At 27.3% G+C, this 15,983-nt stretch carries 17 protein-coding genes and 1 riboswitch; of the genes, 13 read left to right on the forward strand and 4 right to left on the reverse strand.

The genetic code is table 11. The features are described 5' to 3' along the window. Nucleotides 1-27 precede the first annotated feature (27 nt). From CP523_RS12840 to CP523_RS12850, 3 genes are all read left to right on the forward strand, one after another. On the forward strand, nucleotides 28-1,731 hold the full coding sequence (locus CP523_RS12840) for an ABC transporter ATP-binding protein (RefSeq protein ID WP_120140924.1): 1,704 nt from the start codon (nucleotides 28-30) through the stop codon (nucleotides 1,729-1,731). Further along, a complete protein-coding gene (locus CP523_RS12845) occupies nucleotides 1,731-2,561 on the forward strand; it encodes an energy-coupling factor transporter transmembrane component T family protein (protein ID WP_066678199.1) in 831 nt (276 codons plus the stop codon). Before CP523_RS12840 ends, CP523_RS12845 begins: the two co-directional genes overlap by 1 nt. Before the next feature lie 192 nt (nucleotides 2,562-2,753). Beyond that, nucleotides 2,754-3,608 (forward strand): CPBP family intramembrane glutamic endopeptidase, encoded by an 855-nt coding sequence (locus CP523_RS12850; protein WP_066678200.1) that lies wholly within the window; start codon nucleotides 2,754-2,756, stop codon nucleotides 3,606-3,608. A 409-nt stretch (nucleotides 3,609-4,017) separates the two neighbouring features. On the opposite strand, the gene CP523_RS12855 is transcribed toward CP523_RS12850, so the two are convergent. Both CP523_RS12855 and CP523_RS16410 read right to left on the reverse strand, forming a co-directional pair. Further along, complete coding sequence (locus CP523_RS12855) at nucleotides 4,018-5,256, reverse strand: IS256 family transposase (protein ID WP_120140925.1); 1,239 nt, start codon at nucleotides 5,254-5,256, stop codon at nucleotides 4,018-4,020. Between the two features lie 96 nt (nucleotides 5,257-5,352). Further along, the gene (locus CP523_RS16410) at nucleotides 5,353-5,631 is read right to left on the reverse strand and encodes a DeoR/GlpR family DNA-binding transcription regulator (RefSeq protein WP_227909620.1); all 279 of its coding nucleotides are present in this window, start codon (nucleotides 5,629-5,631) and stop codon (nucleotides 5,353-5,355) included. Here CP523_RS16410 and CP523_RS16520 point away from each other — a divergent pair. Beyond that, nucleotides 5,582-5,716 (forward strand): hypothetical protein, encoded by a 135-nt coding sequence (locus CP523_RS16520; protein ID WP_265586012.1) that lies wholly within the window; start codon nucleotides 5,582-5,584, stop codon nucleotides 5,714-5,716. The two genes, CP523_RS16410 and CP523_RS16520, sit on opposite strands and share 50 nt — an antisense overlap. A gap of 115 nt (nucleotides 5,717-5,831) precedes the next feature. On the opposite strand, the gene CP523_RS16415 is transcribed toward CP523_RS16520, so the two are convergent. After that, complete coding sequence (locus tag CP523_RS16415) at nucleotides 5,832-5,978, reverse strand: DeoR family transcriptional regulator (protein ID WP_243106750.1); 147 nt, start codon at nucleotides 5,976-5,978, stop codon at nucleotides 5,832-5,834. A gap of 44 nt (nucleotides 5,979-6,022) precedes the next feature. Here CP523_RS16415 and CP523_RS12865 point away from each other — a divergent pair, with 44 nt between their 5' ends. Beyond that, nucleotides 6,023-6,301 carry a transaldolase family protein gene (locus CP523_RS12865; protein ID WP_066678202.1) on the forward strand — a complete coding sequence of 93 codons (279 nt, stop codon included), beginning with the start codon at nucleotides 6,023-6,025 and terminating at the stop codon, nucleotides 6,299-6,301. A 225-nt stretch (nucleotides 6,302-6,526) separates the two neighbouring features. Beyond that, entirely contained in the window at nucleotides 6,527-7,312 is a 786-nt protein-coding gene (locus CP523_RS12870; protein WP_066678203.1) for an HAD family hydrolase, read from the forward strand. 33 nt (nucleotides 7,313-7,345) lie between these two features. On the opposite strand, the gene CP523_RS12875 is transcribed toward CP523_RS12870, so the two are convergent. Continuing rightward, nucleotides 7,346-7,789: a MarR family winged helix-turn-helix transcriptional regulator gene (locus CP523_RS12875; protein ID WP_066678250.1), complete on the reverse strand. Its 444-nt coding sequence runs from the start codon at nucleotides 7,787-7,789 to the stop codon at nucleotides 7,346-7,348. A 238-nt stretch (nucleotides 7,790-8,027) separates the two neighbouring features. Between CP523_RS12875 and CP523_RS12880 the strand changes: the two genes are divergently transcribed. The 7 genes from CP523_RS12880 to CP523_RS12915 all read left to right on the forward strand — a co-directional run bounded on the left by CP523_RS12880 (nucleotide 8,028) and on the right by CP523_RS12915 (nucleotide 15,890). Beyond that, entirely contained in the window at nucleotides 8,028-10,280 is a 2,253-nt protein-coding gene (locus CP523_RS12880; RefSeq protein ID WP_066678248.1) for an ABC transporter ATP-binding protein, read from the forward strand. Next, the gene (locus CP523_RS12885; RefSeq protein ID WP_066678242.1) at nucleotides 10,273-12,132 is read left to right on the forward strand and encodes an ABC transporter ATP-binding protein; all 1,860 of its coding nucleotides are present in this window, start codon (nucleotides 10,273-10,275) and stop codon (nucleotides 12,130-12,132) included. Before CP523_RS12880 ends, CP523_RS12885 begins: the two co-directional genes overlap by 8 nt. Before the next feature lie 229 nt (nucleotides 12,133-12,361). Next, nucleotides 12,362-12,464, forward strand: a riboswitch (TPP riboswitch). 156 nt (nucleotides 12,465-12,620) lie between these two features. Then, nucleotides 12,621-13,421 carry a bifunctional hydroxymethylpyrimidine kinase/phosphomethylpyrimidine kinase gene (gene thiD / locus CP523_RS12890; protein WP_066678240.1) on the forward strand — a complete coding sequence of 267 codons (801 nt, stop codon included), beginning with the start codon at nucleotides 12,621-12,623 and terminating at the stop codon, nucleotides 13,419-13,421. Between the two features lie 27 nt (nucleotides 13,422-13,448). After that, nucleotides 13,449-14,228: a hydroxyethylthiazole kinase gene (gene thiM / locus CP523_RS12895; protein WP_066678238.1), complete on the forward strand. Its 780-nt coding sequence runs from the start codon at nucleotides 13,449-13,451 to the stop codon at nucleotides 14,226-14,228. 1 nt (nucleotide 14,229) lies between these two features. Then, complete coding sequence (gene tenA, locus CP523_RS12900; RefSeq protein ID WP_066678236.1) at nucleotides 14,230-14,889, forward strand: thiaminase II; 660 nt, start codon at nucleotides 14,230-14,232, stop codon at nucleotides 14,887-14,889. A 24-nt stretch (nucleotides 14,890-14,913) separates the two neighbouring features. Continuing rightward, nucleotides 14,914-15,525 carry a thiamine phosphate synthase gene (thiE, locus tag CP523_RS12905; protein WP_066678235.1) on the forward strand — a complete coding sequence of 204 codons (612 nt, stop codon included), beginning with the start codon at nucleotides 14,914-14,916 and terminating at the stop codon, nucleotides 15,523-15,525. A 113-nt stretch (nucleotides 15,526-15,638) separates the two neighbouring features. Then, nucleotides 15,639-15,890, forward strand: coding sequence for a glycoside hydrolase family 32 protein (locus tag CP523_RS12915; protein ID WP_162925987.1), 252 nt, complete (start codon nucleotides 15,639-15,641; stop codon nucleotides 15,888-15,890). Nucleotides 15,891-15,983 lie beyond the last annotated feature (93 nt).

The raw sequence follows: 15,983 nt of genomic DNA on the forward strand, positions 1-15,983 counted from the left end.
TTAGGAAGTTGAAATAAGGGGGTCTATATGAAGAAGCCAATTATAGAGTTTAAGGATTTCTCTGTTCAATATATAGTTCAGGAAGAAAAAACTTTGAAAAATATAAATTTAACAATATATGAGGGTGAAAAGGTTCTTATAGTAGGACCATCAGGATCAGGAAAAAGTACTATAGCTCATTGTATAAATGGACTTATACCATTTTCTTATGATGCTGAAATTTCAGGTAGTTTAAAAGTTCATGGTAAAGAAACGAAAAATATGAGCATATTTGAACTTTCAAAGGTAGTGGGAACTGTACTTCAAGATCCCGATAGTCAATTTATTGGGTTAACAGTAGGAGAAGATATTGCATTTAAGCTGGAAAATGATTGTGTTCCAAATGATAAAATGAAAAGTATAGTAGAACATATATCAAAAATAGTAGATATTAATACTCATATTAATGTAGCACCACATAGATTATCAGGTGGTCAAAAGCAGCGTGTTACTTTAGCCGGAGCTATAGTAGATAATGTAGATATTCTCCTTTTTGATGAGCCATTAGCTAGTTTAGATCCTAAAGCAGGTAAAGCATCTATAGAGCTTATAGATGAAATACAAAAAAATAATAATAAGACTATCTTAATTGTAGAGCATAGATTAGAAGATGTTTTATATAAAGACGTAGATAGAATTATTGTAATGAATGAAGGACAAATAGTAGCAGATACTAATCCAGATGAATTGTTATCTTCAAACATATTAAAAGATAATGGAATTAGAGAACCTTTATACATAACAGCACTTAAATATGCAGGATGTAATATAACAAAAGAGATTAAACCATCAAATATAAATAAAATTAATCTTGATAATTATAGGGAGAACATAATAAATTGGTACAACTATAATAAAGAGGTTTTAAGAGAGGAAGAGAAATCTACTATATTAGAATTTAACAATGTTTCCTTTGGATACTCTAAAAATTTAAAAACTTTAAATAATATAAGTTTTAAAATTAATAAAGGTGATATGGTTAGTATAGTAGGGAAAAATGGTGCTGGAAAATCAACTATATCAAAGCTTATATGCGGGTTTTATAAAGAAATTTCAGGGGATATTTTATTTAATGGTAAAAGTTTAAAAAATTATACTATTAAAGAAAGAGCTGAAGTTATAGGAATGGTAATGCAAAATCCAAATCAAATGATTTCAAAAACAATGATATTTGACGAAGTTGCTTTTGGGTTAAAAGTAAGAGGAGTATCAGAAGATGAAATTAAAGAGAGAGTCTTTGAAACATTAAAGATTTGTGGATTATATGAATATAGAAACTGGCCTATATCAGCTTTAAGTTATGGACAAAAGAAGAGAGTAACAATAGCTTCAATATTAGTTTTAAACCCTGAAATTATAATACTAGATGAACCAACGGCAGGTCAAGATTTTAAAAGATATAATGAAATAATGGAGTTCTTATTAAAGTTAAATAAAAGAGGTATAACTATAATAATGATTACTCACGATATGCATTTAATGCTTGAATATACAAATAGAGCAATAGTTATAGCGAATGGATGTAAATTAGCTGATGACACTTCAGTAAATATTTTAACAGATAAGACTTTAATTAAAGCAGCAAATTTAAAAGAAACATCATTGTATGAATTAGCTGTTAAATTAGGATTAAATAATCCAAAAGACTTTGTTAAGAAATTTATTAATTATGATAGGAGTGTTAGAAGTTAATGAATGAAAATATGTTAGGATACATAAAAGAAGATTCTATAATTCATAATTTAACAGGAGCAACAAAGCTTATATGTTTTATACTTTGGACATTAACTTCAATGTTAACTTATGATACTAGAATACTTTTTATAATGTTTATATTTAGTATAGTAGTTTTTAAATTATCTAAAATAAAATTTAAAGATGTTTCCTTTATATTTTATTTTATACTGTTTTTTTTAATATTAAATAATATAGCAATATTTATATTTTCACCTTATGAAGGAGTTAATATTTATGGAACAGAGCATAAACTACTTCATTTAATTGGACCATATAATATAACAACAGAACAATTGTTTTATCAACTTAATGTAACTATTAAATATTTTTCAGTAATTCCTATGGCGTTATTATTTATATCTACTACAGAGCCAAGTGAATTTGCTTCATCTTTAAATAGAATAGGAATAAGTTATAAAATAGCTTATTCAGTATCAATTGCATTAAGATATATACCAGATATACAAAGAGATTATCAAGACATCTCTTTTGCTCAACAAGCTAGAGGAATAGATATGTCTAAAAAAGAAAAATTCATAAAAAGAATAAAAAATATAGCTGCAATACTTATGCCATTAATATTTTCTAGTTTAGATAGAATAGAAAAGATAACTTCAGCAATGGAACTTAGAGGCTTTGGAAATAAAAAAAGCCGTACATGGTATAATGCAAATAGATTTAATAAAAATGATTATATGGCAATAATAATGGTAATAGTCTTATTTATAGTATCATTAATGATTACTGTAAATAATGGAAATAGATTTTACAATCCATTTGTATAATATAAAAAGAGCAGATAATTTGTATTCTGCTCTTTTTTATTAAGCATAGAAATTAAAAGGAAAATGAAGGAAAGTATAAGTATTAACAAAGTGTTAAAGATATACAGTAAGTTAATAAATTGACGAATACTATTTTAGCCATATAAAATTATATTAATAAATTAAATATATACTAAATTTAGGGAGGAAACTATGAAGGGGAGAGTAAAGAGTTTTTTTGCAGCAGTTGGGTATTCGTTTTTATGTGCATTATTACAAGGTATTGTATCTATTATTATTATAATTCCAATAGTTCTTAGTAGTGCACCAATAAATAATTTTAGTCCAGATAATATTACAAATTTAATTGCACCATTTATGAATTATATTTTAATGGCATCATCAATTGTAACTATGCTTACGTTATGGATAATTTTCAAATGTAGAAAATTAAATTTAAAAGAAGAGATATTATTAAAGAAAACCAAAAGTTGTAATATCATAGGAGCTATCATATTAGGTTTTTTTGCATGGATATTTAATTCATCATGGGTTGGATTTTTACAAACTTTAGATCAATTTAAAGAAGCGTTTAATGTTATGGACCAAATGTTGTCAGGAGTTGGAAGCGGTAATATTTTTGTAGCAATATTAGTTGTTGGAATTATAGCACCAATTGCAGAAGAATTTATATTTAGAGGTGTTATATATAGAGCATTAAAGAAAAATATGAGTATAGTATCTACAATAATAATACAAGCTATACTATTTGGAATTTTTCATGGGAATTTAATACAAGGAATGTACACAATTCCTTTAGCCTTAGTATTAGGATATGTAACATATAGGACTAATTCATTACTTCCTGCAATTATGATTCATATAGTTAATAATACAGCAGCTACAGTTATGCCTATGTTTTTAACTGGAGTTGACATTACAATGCCTTTGGTTATAATATTATTTATTTTAGGTTTATTAGGCGTAATATTACCATTAAGATTTATAATAAAGAAAAATCCTAAAAAAATAGATAGTTATACGAATATTAATACATCAGTAGAATAGTTATATTATAAAAAGTGAAGTTTTATGATTTTATCAATAAAGCTTCACTTTTTATATTTTACTAGAAAATTAATATATTATGTTTTGATAATAATTCAAGTATATTATCACTAGGAGTTTTTTTGGTAATAATTGAATTAATATCATCAAGAGTAGCAAATTAATAAACTCCATCGTAATAGAATTTTTCATTTTCTATAAGCAAATATGAATTCATACTAGATGATAATATGAGAGAATAGATAATTCTGTGTAATTATCATTTTTATTATTTTAATATTACTGGAAATTTTCATTTCCAGTAATATTTTTTTATATTTAAGAAATACTAATAATGTTTCTTATTACCTTTTTTAGTATTTCAAAAAAATCTAATAGTATGCATATAATTTATAAAAAGTACAAGCTTTTAAGCTAATTCATCTTTTAATTGATCTTCAAATATTATTGATAGCTCTGCTAACGTAGCACCCCAATTATGTATAGGCTGAGTCCATTTTTCTAGTATCTCCATCGTTGCTAAGTAAACACACTTATTTAAAGATTCATCAGTTGGGAATATGACTCTAACTTTAGTGAATTTACGTATTTGACGATTAAAACCTTCTAAGATATTTGTAGTATAAATCATCTTTCTTATAGTTGGAGAGAAGTCGAAAAATGTTGAAAGGTTACTCCAATTATTATACCAGGAATCTATTACTATTCCATATTTATCTCCCCATCTCTCCTTTAAATTATCTAGCTGTGCTAACGCAAGTTCCTCTGTTGTAGCCTTATAAACCTCCTTCAAATCTTTCATAAATGCTTTTTTATCTTTTGAAGCTATGTATTTTATTGAATTTCTTATTTGATGAACAATACATGTTTGAATATTTACTGATGGAAATACTGTTTTTATAGCTTGTGGAAGCCCTTTTAATCCATCCATACAAGCAATTAAAATTTCTTTTACACCTCTATTTTTTAAATCATTGCAAATTCCTAACCAGAATTTAGCACCTTCAGCTTCATCAACCCATATACCTAAAATATCTTTATATCCTTCCATAGTGTATCCTAAGCATATATAGACAGCCTTGTTAACTATCTTTCCATTACTTCTAACTTTAAAGTACATAGCATCTAAATAAACTATTGGATATATTTTATCTAATGCTCTATTTTGCCATTCGGCGGCGCTAGCAAGCACTTTATCAGTTATTTTAGATACCATCGATGGTGATATAGTTATTCCATATAAGTCTTCAATTTCAGCCTGAATATCAGATGTTGACATACCTTTAGCATATAAAGATATAATCTTTTTATATAACTCAGTACACACAGTTTCATATTTTTTTATAATTTGTGGCTCAAATTCAGCATTTCTATCACGGGGTACGTCTAGGTCGACGTCACCGAAGGAACTTCTTAAATTTTTGCGACTATAACCATTCCTGTAGTTCTTCTTAGTTTGATCAACTGCTTCTACACGTTCATATTTATTTCTTCCTAGATGTTCTTCCATTTCACCTTCTAATATATTTTCAAGAACATCTTTAACTAATCTTTGTATTAATCCGTTTTTACCCATCACATCATCGATTGTTTTACATCTTTTAATTTCCTCGTTGTAATCAAAGTTGGTATCAATTTTTCTTGTCATAATAATTCCTCCTAATTTATATAGTATATTATTCCAAAACTTCCAACTGTTAATACAAAAAAAACAGTAGATAGTTTTGTTTTTACACAAAACTATCTACTGTCTCGATAATATTGCTTTTTTAGTATTTCCCTCTTCTAAATCAAAATTACAAATAGTTTTATTATTTAAATTTATTCCGCAGCTACCTATAAAGACTTTATTAAATCTGTATTTTTTTAATGTATTTATTGCTTCAGATCCTGTAGTTCCTCCAAGTTCTTTATTATAAACACCACCAATTAGAATTAAATTACAAGTAGAGTTTGAGTTGAATAAAGGGGGGATGGATACCATATTAGCTATTAAAGTTAATTTTTTATTACTATTAGCTATTAGTACAGCTAAGTTAAAATTTATACTAGATATGTCTAAAAAGATAGTATCATTTCCTTATATTATATCAAAAGAGCTTTTTTAGCTATATTCTGTTTAGCTTCAGTATTTGCTCTCATTCTGTTATTTATATTAGAATTTATTTTAATATTGTTATTTGATATAGAACCTCCATAGGTTCTTTTTATTAGCCCTTCTTTTTATAACTTTTGAAGATCTTTTCGAATCATTCCCTCTGATACATTAAATTTTTGGCTAAGATCTTTTACAAAAATTCTTCCTTCTTTATTAATTAATTTTAGAATCTCTTCTAATCTTTCTTCTGCAAACATAGATAAATATCTCATTAGATTTACTAAAAGAAATAAGAGAAATCATTGGGGATGATAGTATGTTACGTGTACAAGTTTTATCAAGAAAGGCTAAAGAAATGTTAGGTGATTCGGATTATTTAAAAAATTATGTTGGAGGAAATTTGTATATTAAAGTTACAGTTACAAAAGAAGGAATTAAGGAAATTAAAATGTTAAAGGAAACGGAATATAAAGTAACTGCTACAGATATATTTACTGTTCAAGATAAATTATTAGAACATTATATGACAGATTTAAGTGTAGAGAGTTCTATAGAGAATTGGAAGAAAGTTTTTGGAGTAGGTGCTTTAGTTTAGATAGATATTGACGTTTATAAGTATAAATTAAAAGTGGGGAAGGATATATAATTTAGAAAATATAAAGGTGTTTATTTAAGTAAATAATATTATGTAGGGGTTTCTAAAGTTTGCATTATTAAAAAAAGTAGACTATATTATAAAATGGACAAATGAAAAGTTAAAAATTATACTTATTAGTTATAAGTATTTTTAAAGTAAATTTAGAAATAGGAGACATAGTAGATGATTAAGCTTATAGCAACAGATATGGATGGAACATTATTAAATAGCAATAATGAAATAAATCCAGAATTTTATGATGTTTTTAAAAAATTAAGAGAAAAGGATATTATTTTTGCAGCAGCAAGTGGAAGACAGTATTATAATCTTTTAAAAAGATTCGATAAAGTAAAAGATGATATGCTTTTTATTGCTGAAAATGGAACCTTTGTAATGTTTAATGGAGAAGAGCTTTTAGTTAATGCATTAGATAAAGATATAGCTTTGGAGTTAATTGAAATAGGTAGATCAATAGAAAATTGCTATGTTATAGTATGTGGTAAAAATTCAGCTTATATTGAAAGTAGAGATGAAAGATTTATAAAAGAAACAAAAAAATACTATGAAAGATATGAAGTTGTAGATGATGTTACTAAAGTAGATGATGATATATTAAAGGTTACAATATGCGATTTATCTGGAGCTGAAACTAATAGTAATAAGTATTTTGATAAATACAGAGAAACTCTTCAAGTAACTGTTTCAGGTGAAATATGGTTAGATATAACAGCTAATGGAGTAAATAAGGGTGTAGCAATAAATAAGCTTCAAGAAAAGTTAAATATAAAACCAGAGGAAACAATGGTATTTGGAGATTATTTAAATGATTTAGAAATGATGAAAAGTGCATATCATAGCTACGCAATGAAAAATGCTCATGAGGAATTAAAAAAAGTTGCAAGATTTGAAGCTAAAAGTAATGATGAAAATGGAGTTGTTTTAGCAATAAAAGAAGCAGTAGGAATATAATAAAAATAGAGAGGAATTAATTCCTCTCTATTTTTAATCTAATTTAGAAATTATTTTAGTAAGATTTTGTACTGAACTTTCAAGAGTAATTAAGTCTTCCTCTGGAAGAGTAGAAACTTTTACTTGTAGCATGTCTTTAATTTTTTGCTTTTGAGCTTTAAATAAATCTTTTGCTTTCTTAGTTAATTCAACTCTGATAATTCGTCTGTCATTAGGATCTTCATATCTTGTAACAAAATCTTCAGATATCAATTTATCTATAATAGGTGTCATATTAGGTTTTGATATATAAAGAGTTTTGGCTATTTGTGAAACAGATGATGGACCTGTATGAGCAAGATGGAATATAACCTTTACATGCGAAGGTGGCATGGGAAATCCTTTTATAATTTCATCTTGATTAAATACTTTTTTGTTCAATTGAAATAGCATTTTAAATAAAGCGTCAGATAATTTTGTTAAGTCAACAGTATCCATCTAAATTCTCCTTTTCATAACGGTTTTTTATAAAGTTTATAAATGTATAAAATTTTTGTTTATAAGTTTATTATAAACTAAATAATGGATTTCATCAAGAAAATAGTTATTGACTTATAATAGTTATAAAAATATAATTAATATAAAATAGGAAGTATATATAATTTATTTAAAGTATATAAATCCTAAAAAATCAAAAAATAGAATATAGCACTTAAGTATGAAAGGAGATGACTTAATGTTAAAGTTAATTAAATATTTAAAGAATTCAGTAGTTTCAATTTTACTTATAGTTGGATTACTAGTAATTCAAGCAGTTTGTGATTTATCTCTTCCAGATTATACTTCTAATATAGTTAATATTGGAATACAACAAGGTGGAGTTAAAAATGCAGCACCAGATATAATTAGAAAAAGTGAGTTTGATAAACTGCTTCTATTTGTAAAAAATGAAGATAAAGATAGAGTTGAAAAAAGCTATAAGTTACTAGATAAAGATACTCTTTCACAAAGTGAATATGATAAAGAGGTTAAAGAATATCCAGCTCTTTCTAATGAGCCTTTATATAAACTAGATGTAAAGGACAAGGAGAAGATTGAAGAATTAAATTTAATAGTTAGTAAGCCTATTTTAATATTATCTGGCATTGAAAAATCAAAAGAAAACAATGATGATAATAAGGATATGGGGTTCGGAATGGGTGAAAGCATTAATATTCCGGATGGTGTGGATATTATAACACTTTTTAAAAGAATGCCTAAAGAACAGTTAGATTCTATTAAAAATGATATGTATGAAAAGTTAAAAGATATTCCAGATAGCATAGCTATTCAGTCAGCAGTGTCATATGTAAAAGATGAATATAATGCTATAGGAATAAACACAGACAGAATTCAAAGCAATTATATACTTTATTCTGGGGGAATAATGGTTGCTATAGCTTTAGTTAGTATGGCAGCTACAGTAACGGTAGGATATTTAGGTGCAAGAGTTGCTGCAAAACTTGGTAGAGACCTTAGAGGAAAGGTATTTAGAAAGGTTGTATCATTTTCAAACACAGAGTTAGATAAATTTTCAACAGCATCACTTATTACTCGTAGTACAAATGATATTCAACAAATACAAATGCTTATGGTTATGCTTTTAAGGGTAGTGTTTTATGCGCCAATATTAGGATTAGGTGGAATTATAAAGGTTCTTAATACAGATACATCTATGGCATGGATAATAGCAGTTGCGGTAGTTTCAATATTAAGTTTAGTAATAGTATTATTTGGAGTTGCAATACCTAAATTTAAAGCAGTTCAAAAGCTTATAGATAAAGTTAATCTTGTAACTCGTGAAACTTTAACAGGTATGCTAGTAATTCGTGCTTTTAGTACTCAAAAGCATGAAGAAAAGAAATTTGATAAGGCAAATAAAGACTTAACAAGAACAAACCTTTTTGTTAATCGTACAATGTCTATAATGATGCCTATGATGATGCTTATAATGAATTGTATTACAGTTCTTATTGTTTGGAATGGATCACATGCAGTGGATTCAGGTGCAATGCAAGTTGGAGATATGATGGCATTTATACAATACACAATGCAAATAATAATGTCATTTTTAATGATATCAATGGTATCTATAATGCTTCCTCGTGCTTCAGTTTCAGCAGGACGTATAGATGAAGTATTAACAACAAACCTTGCAATAGAGGATCCAAAAACGGTTGAAAACTTTAATAATTCTAAAAAAGGATTAGTTGAGTTTAAAAATGTTTCATTTAAATATCCTAATGCAGAAGAGTATGTTCTAAGTAATATTACATTTACTGCAAATCCTGGTGAAACTACAGCATTTATAGGTAGTACAGGAAGTGGAAAATCAACTCTTATTAATTTAATACCACGTTTTTATGATGTAACATCAGGAGAAATTTTAGTAGATGGAGTAAATGTAAAAAATGTAAGTCAGCATGATTTAAGAGAAAAGATTGGATATGTTCCACAAAAAGGTGTTTTATTCTCTGGAACTATAGAAAGTAACTTAAAATATGGTGGAAAAGATATAAGTAAAGAGGCTGTTAAAAAAGCTACTAATATAGCTCAAGCAAATGAATTTATAATGGCAAAGCCAGAAGGATTTGAAACAGAAATATCACAAGGTGGTACAAATGTATCAGGAGGTCAAAAACAAAGGCTTTCAATAGCTAGAGCAATAGCTAAAAATCCTGAAGTATTTATCTTTGATGATAGTTTTTCAGCTTTAGATTTTAAAACAGATGCAGCATTAAGAAAGGCTTTAAATACTGAAATATCTGATAGTACTATATTAATAGTAGCTCAAAGAATAAGTACAATATTACATGCAAATAAAATTATAGTTCTTGATGAAGGTAAGATTGTAGGAGTTGGAACACATGATGAACTTCTAAATAATTGTGAAGTATATAAACAAATAGCTTTATCACAACTTTCAAAGGAGGAGCTATCTAATGAGTAAAAAAGAAGTTAGTATGAGAAAAGGCTTTGGTGGCGGTCCTATGGGTGGAGCCATGAGAGGTGGCGAAAAAGCTAAGGATTTTAAAGGTACTATGAAAAACCTTATGAAATATTTAAGTCCTTTTAAATGGGCAATGCTTTTAGTAGTAGTTTTTGCAATAGGTAGTGCAGCTTTTTCTATTATAGGTCCTAAGATTTTAGGTAAGGCAACAAATAAGATTTTTGATGGACTTATGACAAAGCTTACAGGAGTTTCTGGAGCTGGTATAGATTTTACTTATATAGGTAAAGTTCTATTATTCTTACTTGTATTATATTTAATAAGTGCTTTATTTTCATTTATACAAGGGTTTGTAATGTCAGGAATTTCTCAAAAAGTATCTTATAATTTAAGAAAAGAAATTTCAGAGAAAATTAATCGTATGCCTCTTAAATATTTTGATACTAAAACACATGGTGAAGTATTATCAAGAGTTACAAATGATGTAGATAGTGTAAGTCAAAACTTAAACCAAAGTATGACTCAAGTTATTACATCAATTACCACTTTAATTGGGATACTTATAATGATGTTTTCTATTAGTTGGATAATGACAATTGCAGCACTATTAATATTGCCTATATCCATGATATTTATATCAATAGTAGTAAAAAAATCACAAAAGTATTTTAAATCACAACAAGAGTATTTAGGTCATGTAAATGGTCAAGTTGAAGAAGTATATGGTGGTCACAATATAGTAAAAGCATTTAATGGTGAAGAAGATGCTATAGAAGAGTTTGATAGATTAAATAGTACTTTATATAATTCAGCATGGAAGTCACAATTTTTATCAGGAATGATGATGCCTGTAATGACTTTTATAGGAAATCTAGGTTATGTAATGGTATCTATTCTTGGTGGATGGCTTGCTATTAAGAAAACAATAGGAGTTGGAGATATTCTTTCATTTATTCAATATGTAAGAAGTTTTACACAACCAATTGCTCAAACTGCTCAAGTAGCTAATTTATTACAATCAACAGCAGCTGCAGCTGAAAGAGTATTTGAATTTTTAGAAGAAGAAGAAGAAGATCAGTTTGCAGAAAATCCAGTTAATATCGAAAATATTAACGGTCAAGTTACATTTGAAAATGTTAGTTTTGGATATAATCCAGAAAAGACAATAATAAATAATTTTAATGCTAAAATAAAGCCAGGACAAAAGGTTGCAATAGTAGGTCCTACAGGAGCAGGAAAAACTACGATTGTAAAACTACTAATGCGTTTTTATGATGTAAATAGTGGAGAAATTCTTATAGATGGTCATAATATAAAGGATTTTAATAGAGATGATTTAAGAAACCTATTTGGTATGGTTCTTCAAGATACTTGGTTATTTAATGGCTCAATTATGGAAAATATAAGATATGGAAAACTAGGTTCAACAGATGAAGAAGTTATTAAAGCAGCTAAAGCAGCTCATGTTGATCATTTTGTAAAAACACTTCCAGATGGATATAATATGGAATTAAATGAAGAAGCTAATAATGTATCACAAGGTCAAAAGCAGTTATTAACAATAGCTCGTGCTATTTTATCAGATCCAAAAATATTGATTCTTGATGAAGCAACAAGTTCAGTAGATACTCGTACTGAAGTTTTAATTCAAAAAGCAATGGAAAACCTTATGGAAGGTAGAACAAGTTTTATAATAGCACATAGATTATCAACTATTAGAGAAGCAGATTTAATTTTAGTAATGAAAGATGGAGATATTATAGAACAAGGAACTCATGAAGAATTGCTAAAAGCAAATGGATTCTATGCAACTCTTTATAATAGCCAATTTGAAAATTCAGAAGCATCATAAAGAGTATTTAACTTAATGAAAAGTAGATTTACTAAAAAGTAAGTCTACTTTTTTATTATTTATAAATTTATATCAATATTCAAATTATGGATAACTTAAGAGTGATTTTAACACTAAATATGCTTATACAGAAAATAATAAAGGTGTATTAGTTAGTTTATTTAGATTTTAAAATTTAGAATAATGTTGACAAGGTAATTTATAGTAATATAATAAAGGTATAAAATAGAATAACTGCTAGGGGTGCCTAATGGCTGAGAGATAGTTTATAACTATTAACCCTTATACCTGATCTGGATAATACCAGCGTAGGAAAGCTATTAAATATTAAAAAATAATTAGTACAATATTTATAAACTGAACTATACAGCTATATTCCAGATAGGAATATAGCTGTTTTTATTTAAACAAATAGATAATTTCTAGTATGTAATTAATAGAAAAATATTAATTATATGCTTTTAATTAGTAAAGAAGGAGAAAACAAAATGAGAGATTATAGAATTTCAACCTTAACAATAGCAGGATCAGACTCATCAGGAGGAGCGGGGGTACAAGCTGATTTAAAAACATTTAGTGCTATAGGTACTTATGGAATGAGTGTAATAACGGCAATAACAGCTCAAAACACTCAAGGAGTATTTTTAGTAGAAGATTTAAGCAATGAAATAATAAAAAAACAAATAGAAGTAGTATTTGAAGATATAGAACCAAAGGCGGTAAAAATAGGGATGGTATCAAGTCCTGAAATAATACTTGGGATAGTGGAAATGTTAAAAAAATATAATCCTAAATATTTAGTAGTAGATCCAGTTATGATATCAAAAAGTGGATATTCATTATTAAAACCAGAAGCCAAGAAAAATTTAATAGAATATCTTTTACCAATGGCTTATGTGTTAACTCCAAATATAATGGAGGCAGAAGAGATATCAGGAGTAAAAATAAATAATTTGGAAGATATGAAAGAAGCAGGTAAAAAGATTCTAGAGATTGGATCAAAGTATGTACTTATGAAAGGTGGTCACTTAGATGGTGATGCTGTAGATGTACTTATAGGAGAAAATACTTTTGAAATTTATAAGAAAGAAAGGCTAAATAGAAAAAATACTCATGGAACAGGTTGTACATTATCATCAGCTATAACGTCATATTTAGCTTTAGGATATAGTATAGAAAAAGCTGTTGAATTAAGTAAACTATATATAACAGAAGCTATAAGATATAGTTTTGATATAGGTAATGGAGTTGGACCTGTAAATCATTTTTATAAGTTTCAATATAAATAATAACATTAAAAAAGGGGGATATTTAGAATGTATGAATTAATAAATAAGGTTAAAGAAATAAATCCATTAGTTTTACATTATACAAATGAAGTAACTATAAATGACTGTGCTAATATAACATTAGCAGTTGGAGCAAGCCCATTAATGAGTTATTCCTATGAAGAAGTAGAGGAAATTGTTAGTATAGCAAGTTCTATTGTTATAAATATAGGAACTATGAATTCAAATAGATTAGATTTGTTTGTACAAGCTGCTAAGGCTGCAAATAAATTTAATAAGCCAGTTGTATTAGATCCTGTAGGAGTTTTTGCAACAAAGACAAGAACGGAATTTACAAATAGATTATTAAACGAAATAAAATTTGATGTTATAAAAGGAAATGTTTCAGAGATTAAATATATAGGAGGATTCGACGTTAGAGGAAAAGGTGTTGATTCCTTTGATGATGGTGAAGATATAACAGAATTTATTAAAAAAGTAGCTAAGAAGCTTGAATGTGTTGTAGTTGCTACAGGAAAAGTTGACTTTATATCTGATGGAGAAAGAGTAGTAAAAATAGAAAATGGAACGGCTAAACTTAAATTTGTTACAGGAACAGGATGTATGACGGCTAGCTTAATAGGGAGTTTTTTAGGAGCATCAGATAATAAGTTAGATGCTACAGCTATGGGAGTACTTACTATGGCATTAAGTGGAGAACTAGCTGATAAAAATAATATTCCTATAGGAAGCTTTAAAACTGAATTAATGAATAAGGTTTATGAAATGAATGAAGAAAAGTTAAGTAAATATGGGAGGGTAAAATAAAATGAGCTTTACAGATTATTTATTTAAAGAAAATAAGAAACTTTGGGATGAAATTTTACAAAAGCCATTTGTTAAGGAAATGGGAGAAGGGACATTGGATAAAAATAAATTTAGAGATTATCTAATTCAAGACTATTTATACTTAAAAGAATATTCAAAAATATTTTGTATGGGTGTCATTAAAGCAACAACTATGGGAGAAATGAAATTTTATTATAATTCAATAAAGGGAACTATGGAGGATGAAACTGCTGTTCATATAAAATATTTAAAAGGCTTTGGAATGTCTCCAGAAGATACAGAAAAATGTGATGTTAAATTAGCAAATGAAAGTTATACAAGTTATATGAAAGGTATTGCACTAACAGGAAATTTAAAAGAAATTGCTATGGCTATTATGCCTTGTACTTGGAGTTATCAATATATAGGAAAATGTATGAAAGAAACATATAAGGATACTTTAGAAGGTAATTTCTATAAACCTTGGATAGATCTATATAATTCAAAGGAATTCCAAGATTTTACTAAAGAATGGATAGATTATATAAATGAAATATGTAAAGATGTAACAAGTGAGGATGAAAAGAAAAAGTTATTAGAAATATTCACAAAATCTACTATATATGAAATGAAATTTTGGGATATGGCTTATAATAATTAGTGTTAATGTTAGGAAGGGTATATAATGGAAAGTTTAAAATTATATTTAGTTACAGATGGTGACATTTTAGAAGGTAGAGATTTTTACAAATCTATAGAAGATGCTTTAAAGGGCGGAGTAACAATGCTTCAATTAAGAGAAAAGGACTGTTCAGGAAAGGAATTTTTAGAAAAAGCTATTAAACTTAGAGAGTTAACTAGAAATTATAATGTAAAATTTATAATAAATGATAGAGTTGATATAGCATTATTATGTGATGCAGATGGGGTTCATGTAGGACAAAGTGATATACCAGCTAGTGAAGTTAGAAAATTAATAGGAGATAATAAAATATTAGGGGTATCTGCAAGGACTTTAGAAGAGGCTAAAAAGGCTAAGGAACATGGAGCTGATTATTTAGGTGTAGGAGCTATGTTTGGAACTAATACAAAATTAGATGCTAAACATGTTTCAATAGATACTTTAAAAGAAATTAAAAGCAAAGTTAAGATACCAATAGTTGCAATTGGTGGCTTAAATCTAAATAATATTCAAGATATTAAAGAGTGTAAAATAGAAGGATATGCAGTTGTTTCAGCAATATTAGCCTCAAATGACATAAAGGCTGAATGTGAAAAGTGGATAAATAGAATATAACTTTAAAGTGTATGCCACTAAATAGATACTTCTAAAAATATAGTTAGTACTTCTTATTGTGCAACGCGTTTAAGATTGGTTCTGTATATTTGTTCTAATTATACCAGCTACTGTTGCAGCGGGCTTACTTATGGGGTTATTTTATAGTTCTTGGAGCAAGGACAAAAGACGATAAAAGTGCGTTACTTATATATAGGTCAGATAATTTATATAATTGGAAGCTATATAAAGAAATTGTTGCTAAAGATAGGAAATTTGGATATATGTGGGGATGTCCTGATTTGTTTAAATTAAATGGAGAAAATGTAATGATTTTTTCACCACAAGGATTAGGTGTAATAGATATAATTAAATGGGAACTATAGAGTGAAATTTGAAATAAAAGGAGGTTTAGACATGAAAGTCTAAACTTCCTTTTTATTTTAAAATAAGATTCTATGTATATAAATATAACCGAA

The organism is Clostridium septicum (assembly GCF_003606265.1).
GTDB lineage: Bacteria > Bacillota > Clostridia > Clostridiales > Clostridiaceae > Clostridium > Clostridium septicum.

Coding starts and splice junctions, on each gene's coding strand:
- CP523_RS12885 (WP_066678242.1), top strand. CDS start 10,273: ATGAGTAAAAAAGAAGTTAGTATGAGAAAAGGCTTTGGTGGCGGTCCT.
- CP523_RS12865 (WP_066678202.1), top strand. CDS start 6,023: ATGTTACGTGTACAAGTTTTATCAAGAAAGGCTAAAGAAATGTTAGGT.
- CP523_RS12850 (WP_066678200.1), top strand. CDS start 2,754: ATGAAGGGGAGAGTAAAGAGTTTTTTTGCAGCAGTTGGGTATTCGTTT.
- CP523_RS12875 (WP_066678250.1), bottom strand. CDS start 7,789: ATGGATACTGTTGACTTAACAAAATTATCTGACGCTTTATTTAAAATG.
- CP523_RS12870 (WP_066678203.1), top strand. CDS start 6,527: ATGATTAAGCTTATAGCAACAGATATGGATGGAACATTATTAAATAGC.
- thiE (WP_066678235.1), top strand. CDS start 14,914: ATGGAAAGTTTAAAATTATATTTAGTTACAGATGGTGACATTTTAGAA.
- CP523_RS12845 (WP_066678199.1), top strand. CDS start 1,731: ATGAATGAAAATATGTTAGGATACATAAAAGAAGATTCTATAATTCAT.
- CP523_RS16520 (WP_265586012.1), top strand. CDS start 5,582: ATGGATACCATATTAGCTATTAAAGTTAATTTTTTATTACTATTAGCT.
- CP523_RS12880 (WP_066678248.1), top strand. CDS start 8,028: ATGTTAAAGTTAATTAAATATTTAAAGAATTCAGTAGTTTCAATTTTA.
- CP523_RS16415 (WP_243106750.1), bottom strand. CDS start 5,978: ATGAGATATTTATCTATGTTTGCAGAAGAAAGATTAGAAGAGATTCTA.
- tenA (WP_066678236.1), top strand. CDS start 14,230: ATGAGCTTTACAGATTATTTATTTAAAGAAAATAAGAAACTTTGGGAT.
- CP523_RS12855 (WP_120140925.1), bottom strand. CDS start 5,256: ATGACAAGAAAAATTGATACCAACTTTGATTACAACGAGGAAATTAAA.
- CP523_RS12840 (WP_120140924.1), top strand. CDS start 28: ATGAAGAAGCCAATTATAGAGTTTAAGGATTTCTCTGTTCAATATATA.
- thiM (WP_066678238.1), top strand. CDS start 13,449: ATGTATGAATTAATAAATAAGGTTAAAGAAATAAATCCATTAGTTTTA.
- thiD (WP_066678240.1), top strand. CDS start 12,621: ATGAGAGATTATAGAATTTCAACCTTAACAATAGCAGGATCAGACTCA.